This window comes from Bradyrhizobium sp. LMTR 3 (assembly GCF_001693485.1).
In the GTDB taxonomy this organism is placed as follows: Bacteria; Pseudomonadota; Alphaproteobacteria; order Rhizobiales; family Xanthobacteraceae; genus Bradyrhizobium.
Map to the genome: position 1 here is coordinate 97082 of NZ_MAXC01000012.1, position 11512 is coordinate 108593.

9 protein-coding genes are annotated in these 11512 nt (G+C 63.3%); 3 read left to right on the forward strand and 6 right to left on the reverse strand.

What is annotated here, in order from left to right; genetic code table 11:
* Positions 1-25: 25 nt before the first annotated feature.
* The 3 genes from LMTR3_RS09905 to LMTR3_RS09915 all read left to right on the forward strand — a co-directional run bounded on the left by LMTR3_RS09905 (position 26) and on the right by LMTR3_RS09915 (position 4450).
* Positions 26-1378 carry a M23 family metallopeptidase gene (locus LMTR3_RS09905; protein WP_176721852.1) on the forward strand — a complete coding sequence of 451 codons (1353 nt, stop codon included), beginning with the start codon at positions 26-28 and terminating at the stop codon, positions 1376-1378.
* 214 nt (positions 1379-1592) lie between these two features.
* Positions 1593-2042 carry an SRPBCC family protein gene (locus LMTR3_RS09910; protein WP_065744887.1) on the forward strand — a complete coding sequence of 150 codons (450 nt, stop codon included), beginning with the start codon at positions 1593-1595 and terminating at the stop codon, positions 2040-2042.
* Positions 2043-2281: 239 nt separating this feature from the next.
* Entirely contained in the window at positions 2282-4450 is a 2169-nt protein-coding gene (locus LMTR3_RS09915) for a carbamoyltransferase C-terminal domain-containing protein (RefSeq protein ID WP_065744888.1), read from the forward strand.
* Positions 4451-4480: 30 nt separating this feature from the next.
* Here the strand turns inward: LMTR3_RS09915 and LMTR3_RS09920 are convergent, their stop codons facing one another.
* The 6 genes from LMTR3_RS09920 to LMTR3_RS09945 all read right to left on the reverse strand — a co-directional run bounded on the left by LMTR3_RS09920 (position 4481) and on the right by LMTR3_RS09945 (position 11351).
* The gene (locus LMTR3_RS09920; RefSeq protein ID WP_210184685.1) at positions 4481-4975 is read right to left on the reverse strand and encodes a cupin domain-containing protein; all 495 of its coding nucleotides are present in this window, start codon (positions 4973-4975) and stop codon (positions 4481-4483) included.
* Positions 4972-5655: a helix-turn-helix domain-containing protein gene (locus LMTR3_RS09925; RefSeq protein WP_065744889.1), complete on the reverse strand. Its 684-nt coding sequence runs from the start codon at positions 5653-5655 to the stop codon at positions 4972-4974. Before LMTR3_RS09925 ends, LMTR3_RS09920 begins: the two co-directional genes overlap by 4 nt.
* Before the next feature lie 84 nt (positions 5656-5739).
* Positions 5740-6645: a DMT family transporter gene (locus tag LMTR3_RS09930; protein ID WP_065744890.1), complete on the reverse strand. Its 906-nt coding sequence runs from the start codon at positions 6643-6645 to the stop codon at positions 5740-5742.
* 84 nt (positions 6646-6729) lie between these two features.
* A complete protein-coding gene (locus LMTR3_RS09935; protein ID WP_065744891.1) occupies positions 6730-7602 on the reverse strand; it encodes an NAD(P)-dependent oxidoreductase in 873 nt (290 codons plus the stop codon).
* Between the two features lie 3 nt (positions 7603-7605).
* A protein-coding gene (gene prfB, locus LMTR3_RS09940) for a peptide chain release factor 2 (RefSeq protein ID WP_141686541.1) occupies positions 7606-8737 on the reverse strand; the annotation gives its coding sequence in 2 pieces (ribosomal slippage) (positions 7606-8667 and positions 8669-8737; 1131 coding nt in all).
* 127 nt (positions 8738-8864) lie between these two features.
* On the reverse strand, positions 8865-11351 hold the full coding sequence (locus tag LMTR3_RS09945) for a penicillin-binding protein 1A (protein WP_065744893.1): 2487 nt from the start codon (positions 11349-11351) through the stop codon (positions 8865-8867).
* Positions 11352-11512: the final 161 nt, after the last annotated feature.

The following is an 11512-nucleotide window of genomic DNA, read 5'->3' on the forward strand; positions in this document are numbered from 1 at the left end:
ATTTCCGGCCGGCGCGGGAGTGCCGATGTCGTACCGTTCCGGTCATTATTCCGATCACCACCATCCCCACGATCATGGCCGGACGCCGCCCCGCCGTCCGGCACCCCATGCGACAAAAGCCGCAGTGCTGGACGGCAACGGCTACACCATCGTCCATGCCGGCAAGCAGGTCAGGCTCGGCCCGGTCGTGTTCTGGATCGTTGTCGGCACGATCGTGCTGCTTGGCATGTGGTCGGCGGCCACCGCCACCTATTTCGCGTTTCGCGACGACGTCCTGACCCGGCTGATCGCTCGCCAGGCAGAGATGCAATACGCCTATGAAGACCGCATCGCTGAGCTGCGCGCCAAGGTCGACCGCACGACCAGCCGCCAGTTGCTCGATCAGGAACAGTTCGACCAGAAGCTCGACCAGATCATGCGCCGCCAGACCGCGCTCGAATCGCGCGCCACTGCCCTTGGCGCGATGCCGGATGTCGCGGCCACCGGTTCCATTCGGCCTCCGCCGCGCGGCGCGGGCGTGGAGACGCCTGCTTCCGGCAGCCTAAAACCCTCCCCGATCAGCGACACCGTGATCTTCGTGGCGCCGCCGGATCGTGAGGCTCGGCTGGAATCGCGCACGCCCGCCGTCGCCAAGCCGCAGCCAAATCAGTTCGCCAAGGTTCAGGGTGTCGACAATGTCCTGGTCCGCCTGCAGACCTCGCTTGACACCGTCGAGCGGCGGCAGATGGCGGCCTTGAGCTCGGTCGAAGACAGCATGGAATCGCGGCTGCGCCGTATGCGTGGCGTGTTCACCGATCTCGGCCTCAATATGGCGCAGTTAGAGGCCGCAACGCCGCGCTCGGCCATTGGTGGCCCGTTCGTGCCGGTGAAGCTGCCGGCGGATGCCGGTCCGTTCGAACGCCAGCTCAACCGGATCAACCTCACCCGCGCCCAGATGCAGCGCCTCAACGCGACGCTCGCACTGGTGCCCTATCGCAAACCTGTCGTCGGCGAGGTCGAATTCACCTCGGGCTTTGGTGTTCGCAGCGATCCATTCCTCGGCCGGCCCGCGATGCATACCGGCCTGGATTTCCGCGCTGCGACCGGCGATCCGGTGCGCGTCACCGCGAACGGCAAGGTGGTGTCGTCGGGATGGATGGGCGGTTACGGCCGCATGGTGGAGGTCGATCATGGCAACGGCCTGTCGACCCGCTACGGCCATCTGTCGGAGATTCACGTCAGGGTCGGCGACTTCGTCAAGATCGGCCAGGTGATCGGTGCGGTTGGCTCAACCGGCCGCTCCACCGGTCCGCATCTGCACTATGAAACGCGGATCGACGGCGATGCCGTCGACCCGCAGAAATTCCTGCGCGCGGGCGTGCGGCTCAGCTCAGGCTAGCATCCCGCCGTCAGAACTGGCGTGCTCGCTTGTTGATCGCGGAATACGTCGGCGGTCTACCGGCATGTGAACGGAACCGGCGCGCCCGCGTCGGTGAAATTTTTTCTGGGCCTATGTCGGCTCGCATGGACGCCCGGCGTCCTTGTGGCAGAGACTGAGCGAACCCAACCCAATCCCGCGATATACTCCGCTCAGTAATGGAGAAAATAGCGTCATGTCCCAAGGCAATACCGTTCGTTTGCATCGTGTCCTCGCCACCAAGCCGGAGAAGGTCTTTCGCGCCTTCCTCGATCCGGATGCCATGGCCAAGTGGCTGCCGCCCTACGGCTTCACCTGCAAGGTCCACCAATTCGAGGCGAAGGTTGGCGGCACGTTCAGGATGTCGTTCACGAATTTCACCACGAACGCCGGCCATTCGTTCGGCGGAGAATATCTGGAGATCGTGCCCAACGAGCGGATCCGCTATACCGATCGTTTCGACGACCCCAATTTGCCCGGCGTCATCGAGGTTACGGTGACCCTGAAAGCGGTTTCGGTCGGAACCGAGATCAACATCGAACAGACAAACTTGCCGACGGTGATCCCGGTCGAAGCCTGCTATCTCGGCTGGCAACAGTCGCTCGCCCAACTCGCGTTGCTCGTGGAGCCGGATATTCCGGAATAGTGACGGTCGAGGAGAGGCACCACGCTGTGGTGCCTTATCCTCTAGTGCCCAACCTCGCCGGTGACGGTGTCGCCGAATACTTCCCATACCTCGCCGTTGTCTCGCAAGCCGCTTCAGCGCTTGCAAGCATATACCTATTCCGTATGACGAAACGGCATTGTTGCCCGGCGCCAATTGTGATTGATGCGGGCTGCAGACATGACCTAGCGCGATGGCAGGCCCAGAGGTTGGACTAAGGCTTGAAACCGAACACACGAATTGGTCCGCGACACCCAAAACTCGCGGCGGGTGGATTTCGCTTTGCGCGCTGGCTCGCTGCAAAGACCATGGGTGCTGCGGGATTTCATCAGCTTGGCTCTGAATTCGCCGATGCGCGGATCGCGCATGTGCGCGACAAGCTTGCGCGGGGCGAAACGGTATATCTCGCAGGTCTCGGCGCGCCCGGCACGCATAATTCAGGTCTGGCGCTGGTCGAGGTGACGCAGGCGCATGGGCCGCGGCTGATCGTCAACAACGAGGAAGAACGCTTTTCCGGCAACAAGCACACCACCGAATATCCGAGGCTGTCGATCGACGCGGCGGTAGGAACGCTGCGCGGTATGGGCCGCGACATCGGCGACATCGATGCCTGGCTCACGAGCTGGGATTACCCGACGCTCGCCGGCACGTTGGCGCGCTCGGTGCTCGAGGAACTACCGCAGAGCATTAAACTCGTGCGCACCACCGAGGCCGCAGGCTTCGACGGCCGCCGCCTCGACCAGATGACGCGGACGCCAAAGATTCTCGCCCGCCAGCTCGGGCTTGCCGAACGCGTGCCGTTGATCTGCCTGCCGCATCACGACAACCATGCGTGGTTTTCCTACGCCGCCTCGCCATTCGCCGACGACGGCGCGCCGACCGCGATTGCGGTGCTCGACGGCACCGGCGATCAGGGCTCGATCTCGCTCTATGCAGTTGAGAACGGCGCGATGCGCCGGCTCTACTGCAACGACAGCATGTTCGATTCACTCGGCGCATTCTACAGCGTGATCTCGTCGACGCAGGGCGGCTGGACCTGGCTGTCCAGCGAGGGCCGCTACATGGGCGCTGCAGCCTGGGGCGATATGGACCGCGCCAGCAATCCTTATTACGCGCGGCTGCGCGACGTTCTGCATTTTGGGGCGAACGGCGATATCAGGCTTAATCGTGCGCTGGCCAACTGGTATTGCGACCCGTTCGACCATCCCTACAAGGAAGCGCTCACCAAAATTCTCGGCGAACCGCTTAAGCCGGACCAGCTCTGGAATCCGGATGCGGTACTGCGTGTCGAGGACATCCACCACCGTCCCGATACCAAGGATCGTCTCGACAAGGCGGCCGCGACGCAACTGGTGTTCGAGGACGCCATGATCCACGTCGTCGATCATTTGTTGCGCACGACCGGCGCCAACCGGCTGGTGCTGACCGGCGGCGTCGCGCTGAACGCGGTCGGCAATATGCGGCTGCTCGAACATTTCAATGCAGCGTGGTTCGCCGAGGCGCAGCGGCGCAATGCGCGGCTGCATCTGTGGGTGCCGCCGGTGCCCGGCGACCCCGGCGTCACCATCGGTGCCGCCTGGCTGTTCGCGCATCTGGCGGGCGCTCCGCGCGGCGCGCCGATGACGCATGCTTTCTATTGCGGCACGCCGCCGTCGCAAGGCGACATCGTCCACGCGGTTGCGGCCGACGACATCGCCTCGCAAAGGATCGGCGATATCTCCACGCCTGAAGGCCTTGAAGCGATCGCCGATCTGATGGCGTTGATGGTCGCCCAAAACGGCGTGATCGCGCTGTATCAAGGCGCGGCCGAGACCGGGCCCCGCGCACTCGGCCACCGCTCGATCCTCGCCAACCCCTGCGACCCGGCGGTGCGCGAGCTGCTCAACGCGCGCGTCAAATACCGCGAGGCCATCCGCCCGTTGGCGCCGATGGCGACGCTGGAGGCTGCGAAAGATTACTTCGAACTGCTGCCCGGCGCTGCGGATGCCGATTGCAACGCCTACAATTACATGGTGCTGACAGCGCATTCAAAGCCGCATGCGCGCGAAAAAATCCCGGCGGTCATCCACGCCGACGGCACCGGCCGCATCCAGATCGTGCGCGCCGGCGACGATCCCCTCACCTATGCGTACTTAAAGGCGCTCGGCCGCCACATCGGCGTCGAACTGTCCGTCAACACCTCCTTCAATGTCGCAGGGCCGATTGCGCAGACGCCGCAGCAGGCGATCGATACGTTGCGCCGTTCCAAGGGGCTCGATGTCGTGGTGCTGGTGGCCGGCGACGGCACAGTCACCGCAGCCTGGCACGGCGGCGAGCGCGACAGCGGAAGGTTCAGAAACTGGCTTGCCGACTGGAAGAAGACATCAGCTTCCAGTCAGCCTACGCGATAATTCGCTTCTTCCTTCGGGTGATCCGCCGGCTCAGAGATCGACGCGTTCGCTCGCAACCGCCTTGCGTTCCGCCATGTTGAACCGGCCGCTATAGATCGGGCGCTCACCGGTCGTCGGACCAGGATACTGGACGATGAATATCTCCCCGCCCGTTTCGGTACGGAATTCACCCTCGAAGTGCGGGTCGGGATGGAACAGCACCGTTCCCGGACCATGCAGCGTTCCGTCGATTGAAAACTCGCCTTTCAGGATATGCCAGACCTGTGCGAAGCCATGATAGTGCTCGGGATGATAGGCGCCGGGTTCAAGCCGCAGAATTCCCGCGTTGGGTTCGGTCGGGCGTTCCGATCGCGGATGAAAAAGCATTTTTCCTGTTTCTCCCGGCCACCGGATTGTCTCCCAATCGACTTCGTCGAAATGGCGCGTCTCGTAAGGCTTGTGGTCCTTTCGCGACGCTTCGCGCGCGGTCGTCAATTCCGCATTTGCGGCCGCCGTATCGGGAATCCCCTTGCTCCTGACGCTCATTTCTCTCTCCCTTTTGCAGTTTTCTCTCGTTCGCCTTTCCTGCCCGCAATATCGCTCCACCACTCGACCGCGATGGCCGACTGATTTTCGATTGATGTCACCATGAGCAGGCGCGCACTGCCGGACCCGCGCGCCCACGCCATATGCGGTACGTCTGAGCGCAAATGAATTGAATCGCCGCGTTCCAGCGCGATGGTTTCGTCGCCCACCTGAAATTCGACACTGCCTTCGAGAACGAAGCACATTTCTTCGCCTGGATGCGCGACCAGCGTCGGCTTGCGTGGTTTTGCCGACAATTCGAGCAGGAAACTTTCCAGCCGCTGCTCGCCCACGCCCGAAGCGAGTTTGCGCCAGGCATAATTTGCATCAGCGCCATTCGATGGAACGGCATCGACTGACCGCACCACGCGATACGCGCGCGTTCGGTCCTCTCCTTCGATGTCGGCAAACAATTCGGCCGGCGGCAACTGAAGGACGCCGGCAATTTCCAAGAGATTGCCGATCGAACACGCGATGAGTCCGCGCTCGATCCGCGAGAGAAATGTCAGGGAGAGGCCGACCATTCCGGCAAGTTCATCGAGCGTCAATCCGCGCGCCGAACGGGCCCTGCGAATGACGGCTCCAATCCCGGCAAGGCGCGCCGCCTCGCGGGCGCGCCGGCCAGCTTCTGCTGAAACCACGCCGCTCTCCCATTTGCTTATGAGGCAAATCCTATTGCTCTATAGGCAAATGTCAAGCCGGCTCGCGTCGCCTGCGCGAGCGAACTAACGTTCGAGAAACTTCAGCACGCGGCCGTCGATCAACAGCAGCGCGCTGCCGATCACCAGTGCGCCCGCGATTTCACGCGACGAAATCTGCTCGCCGAGCACGAGCGAGCCGAGCAGGATGGCTGTGACAGGCACAAGCAGCGTCACCAGCATGACGTTGGTAGCGCCGGAGCGCCGCAGGATCTGAAAAAATACGATATAGGCCAGCGCCGTCGACAAGCCGGCGAGGCCAATCACCGCGAACCATGTCACCGTATCGGGCATTGGCAATTGCCAGGGACGCTCGAAAATGCCGGCGACGACAATCATCATCAGGCTCGATGCCATCAATTGAAACGTGGCGGTGGCAAGCGGCGGCGAATCCGATAGCACGCGCCGCGCTATCAGCGCGGAGATGCCGTAGCTCAGCGCCGCCGCGAGACAAAGCAGGACGCCGAGCTCCTGCCCGCTGGCAAAGCCTAATCCGCTGCCGCGAAGGATCACGACGCCGACAAGGCCGACGATCACGCCGGCTACACGCCTGACGATGAGTTTCTCCTCGCCTGCCGCCGCCATCACCGCCACCGTGAACAGCGGCGTGGTGGCATTGAGGATCGAAGCCAGCCCGCTCGGGATGTAGGTCTGTCCGGTGACGATCAGCGAGAACGGCAACACATTGTTGAACAAGGCGACGAGAAAGAACGGCCTCCAACCTATCCACCCCTTCGGAAACGGCAGTCGCTGCGCGCAAAGCACCGGCAACAGGATCATGGCGGCCAGCAGCACGCGCAACAGCACGAGCGTGAACGGCGGCAGCTCGCGTAGCACCACACCGTTGAAGAAGAACGACCCGCCCCAGAGGATCGAGAGCAGGCCGAGCAGCGACCAGTCGCGCGCGTCGATCGAGGTGTCGTTGGTGGTCATGGCGGTTCAAATCGGGAAGACAGGCGGGTCTATTAAGTCGCGCTGGACTTTGCCACCCGATTCCCGAATACGATTGTGCAGCCGCTATGTCGGCCGCGACACGATCTCGATCATCCTGCCCTCATCATCGTCGGGCATCTCGGCTTTTGCGCGGGCGTAGGCGTCGACTGCGGCACGCCCGAGTAGCGGTGCGTCGGCGAGCAGGCTCTCGGCCAGCCTCACCGCGTAAGCCGCGTCCTTGTAGCGGAGTGCCGAGGTGAACGACGCGCCGGAAAAATCGCGCGCCACCATGCGCTTCGAGTGCCGGATCACCTGCGGGCTTGCCACCGCGCCGGTCGCCATCGCTTCCGCTACCAGGTTCATATCGAGGCCGGCCTGCTCGGCCATCGCGATGCCTTCGGCGAGGCTCGCGATCTGCACCGCGCCCATCAGATTGTTGATCAGCTTGAAGACCGTGCCGGTACCGACGGGGCCGAAATGCCGGATCACGTCGCCGATCGGCGCGAGATAGGGTTTTGCCCGATCGAGATCAGCGGCATCCGCGCCGACGAGCAGCGTCAGCTTCCCGGCAGCCGCTGCCTGCGGCAGACCGGTGACCGGACAATCGATATAGATCAGGCCGCGCCTGCGCAGTTCGCGCGCCATGTCGAGCGCGTGCTGGTGCGATACGGTCGAACATTCGATGGCGAGGCTTCCCGCCTTCATCTTCGCTGCAGCGCCATTCTCGCCGAGCCAGACGAACCGCGACGCCTCGTCGTCGGCGACCATGGTCACGACAGCGTCAGCGCCATCGGCGGCCTCCGCCGGCGACGCAGCCCAGCGCGCGCCGCGCGCGATCAGGTCCTCCGCCTTGGCCCTGCTGCGATTCCACACTGCAACCGCAAAACCTGCATCGAGATAGCGGCCGGCCATGCCGTGGCCCATGCGGCCGAGCCCGATGAAGGCGACGTTGGTCATGGATTAGTCCACGTCCTCGACCTGGCCGGGCGTGGTGCCGAACGCGCGCTGCGCCAGGGTTGCCGCCATGAACTCGTCGAGGTCGCCGTCGAGCACGCCCGACGTATCCGAGGTCTGCACGCCGGTGCGCAGGTCCTTCACCATCTGGTAGGGCTGCAGGACGTAGGAGCGGATTTGATGGCCCCAGCCGATATCGGTCTTGGCGGCCTGATCGGCGGCGGCTTGCTCCTCGCGCCTCTTCAGCTCGATTTCGTAGAGCCGCGCGCGCAGCATGTCCCACGCCTGGGCGCGGTTCTTGTGCTGCGAGCGGCCGGCCTGGCAGACCACCGCGACGCCGGTCGGAATATGCGTCAGGCGCACCGCGGATTCGGTCTTGTTGACGTGCTGGCCGCCGGCGCCGCCCGAGCGCATGGTGTCGGTGCGTACGTCGGATTCTTTAATGTCGATCTTGATGCTGTCGTCGACGACCGGAAAGATCGCGACGGAAGAAAACGAGGTGTGCCGGCGCGCGTTGGAATCGAACGGCGATATCCGCACCAGGCGATGCACGCCCGCTTCGGTCTTCAGCCAGCCATAGGCATTGTGCCCGCTGATCTGGATGGTGGCGGATTTCAGGCCGGCCTCTTCGCCAAGCGTTTCTTCCAGATATTCGATCTTGAAGCCGTGGTTTTCGGCCCAGCGCGTGTACATGCGCAAGAGCATCGCGGCCCAGTCCTGGCTTTCGGTGCCGCCGGCGCCGGCATGCACTTCCAGATAGGAATCGAACTTGTCCGCCTCGCCGGACAGCAGCGCTTCCAACTCGCGGCGGGCGACCTCTTTCTTCAGGGCTTTTAGCGCGTTCTCGGCCTCGACGACCACGCCTTCATCGTTCTCGGCCTCGCCGAGCGCGATCATTTCGACGTTGTCGTCGAGCTCGCGCTCGACCTTGCCGATGCCCTCGAGCGCATCCACCAGCGAGGTGCGCTCCTGCATTAGCTTCTGGGCTTTCTGGGGATCGTTCCAGAGGTTGGGGTCTTCGGCGAGCTTGTTCAGCTCGGCCAGCCGTGCCGTCGATTTCTCGACGTCAAAGATGCCTCCTCAGCAGCCCGACTGACTGCTTGATCTCTTCAACAAGGCGTTCGACTTCGGCGCGCATGGTCTCTTCTGTCTGCGGATGGAACCCGCTATTGGATAGATGTTCAACGGGCCGGATGTAGCGGCGTACGCCGCAAAGCGCAATCGGCTCAGGCCAGTGAACTCGGGTTTTGTTTGATGCCGGCGGGCTAATACAGCCCGCCTGGGCGCATGACATTGGCATCAGGCGGGATTCCCGGCTGCATCGGCATTCCTCCGTCGTCGACCACGCCGACGACGGCGTAATTGTCCGGCGGCGCAGTGCCCGGCTTGAACGCTTCCAGGATGGTGCGGCCGCCCTCGCCCGGATTGGGGCGCATCCCGCTCTTGGCGTCGACGCGCACCAGCCTGATGCCGGGCGGCACTTTGAACGGGGTCGCCGGCTTGTCCGCGAGCGCGAGCTTCATGAAATCTTTGACGATCGGCGCGGCGGTATGGCCGCCTTGCGCGGCTCTGCCCAGACTGCGGGGCTTGTCATAGCCAAGATAGAGACCGACGACGAGATCGGGCGAAAAGCCGATGAACCAGACGTCTTTTCCGTCAGAGGTGGTGCCGGTTTTACCGGCGATCGGCTTGCCCACCTGCCGCAGCACCGATGCTGTGCCGCCCTGCACCACCCCTTCCATCATCGAGGTGATCTGGTAGGCCGTCATCGGATCGAGCACCAACTCGCGGCGATCCACCAATTGCGGCTCGGGTTGGTTTTTCCAGCCGCCGGGCGCATCGCAGCCGCGGCACTCGCGCGCGTCATGCTTGAAGATGGTGCGGCCATAACGGTCCTGGATGCGGTCAATCAAGGTCGGCTTCACGCGACGGCCGCCATTGGCGAGCATCGAATAGGCCGTGACCATCCGCATCACTGTGGTTTCACCGGCGCCGAGCGAATAGGAAAGGTAGCTCGGCAACTCATCATAGACGCCGAAGCGTTTGGCATATTCACCGATCAAGGGCATGCCGACGTCCTGTGCCAGCCGCACCGTCACGGTGTTAACCGACCATTTGAGGGCTTCACGGAGGGTAATGGGACCCCGGTAGCTGCCAACCGAAAAATTCTCGGGACGCCAGACGCCGACCCCCGGCCCCTGATCGATCTCGATCGGCCCGTCGACCATGATGGTCGATGGCGTATACCCATTGTCCATCGCCGCCGAATAGACCAGCGGCTTGAACGTCGATCCCGGCTGCCGATAGGCCTGCGTCGCGCGATTGAACTGGCTTTGGTCGAACGAGAAGCCCCCCACCATCGCGAGCACGCGCCCGGTCCACGGATCCATCGCGACCATGGCGCCGGACACTTCAGGCAATTGCCGCAGGCGATACTGGCCTTCGACTGGCTTGCCCTCCTTGTCGAACAGCGGATCGGCATAGATCACGTCGCCCGGCGACAAAATTTGCGAGACCGAGGCTTGCGTCTTGCTGCGCGCCGAACTGGAGGCCGCTCTCGCCCATCTGATGCCGTCCAGCGTGACGAGGCCGGTTTGCCGGTCCTTGGAGATGGCGCCGCCCAGTTCGCGGCCGGGCTGGAAACCGATCCGCGCCGACTGATCGGACGTCTCCAGCACCACGGCCATCCGCCAGGGCGAGATGTCAGAGAGCGATTTGACGTCGGCGAGCTTCACGCCCCAGTCGCCGGAAATGTCGAGCTTGCTCACAGGTCCGCGCCAACCCTGGGCCTCGTCGAAATTCACGAGACCGGCGGCCATCGCTTTGCGCGCCATCACCTGCAGCTTCGGATCGAGCGTGGCGCGGACCGACAGGCCGCCTTCATAGAGTTTCTTTTCGCCGTAGCGCTCGAAGATGTCGCGCCGGACTTCCTCGGCAAAATATTCGCCGGCAAAAGTATGCGCGGCGTTGGACCGGCTGGCCACGACCAGCGGTTCCTTGCGGGCCTTGTCGGCGTCGGCTTGCTTGATCCAGCCGTTTTCCAAGAGGCGATCGATCACGTAATTGCGCCGCTCGATCGACCGGTCGCGGTTGCGCACCGGGTGCAACGTGCCCGGTGCCTTCGGAAGCGCTGCAAGATACGCCGCTTCCGCCACCGTCAGCTCGTTCACCGATTTGTCGAAGTAGACCAGCGACGCCGCCGCGATGCCGTAGGCGCCGAGGCCGAGATAGATTTCGTTGAGATAGAGCTCGAGGATGCGATCCTTCGAATACGCCCGCTCGATGCGCATCGCCAGCAAGGCTTCCTTGATCTTGCGGGTGAAGGAGACCTCGTTGGTCAGGAGGAAGTTCTTCGCGACCTGCTGGGTGATCGTCGACGCACCCTGCGGACGCTTGTTGGAGCCGAAATTCTGCACATACGCCACGGCCGCGCGCGCCATGCCGGTGAAGTCCATGCCGCCATGCTCGTAAAAATTCTTGTCCTCGGCCGCAAGGAAGGCGTTGGTGACGAGTTTAGGCATCGCCTGGATCGGCAAATAGAGACGCCGTTCCTTGGCGTATTCGCCGAGCAGCGCGCCGTCCGATGCATGGATGCGCGTCATCACCGGCGGCTCGTAATCCTGAAGCTGCGAATAGTCGGGCAAGTCCCTGGAGAAATGCCAGATTGCACCTGCAACGCCTGCGACACCGACCAGAAACACCACGGTGCCGGCGGTAAACAGAAAACCCACAAACCGCACCAGCAAACGCATTACCGAAATTCCATTCCAACCCTTGCGCCGCAACAGCAGCGTTTGCCCTCGTGCGAAGGCTTTGCGCTACCCTCGGACGCCTATCTCGACCTCGGGCATCTCGCTCTGCCGCGATACCAACCATCGGGACCTGCCCGGGTCCAGACGCGTGTATCACGCAA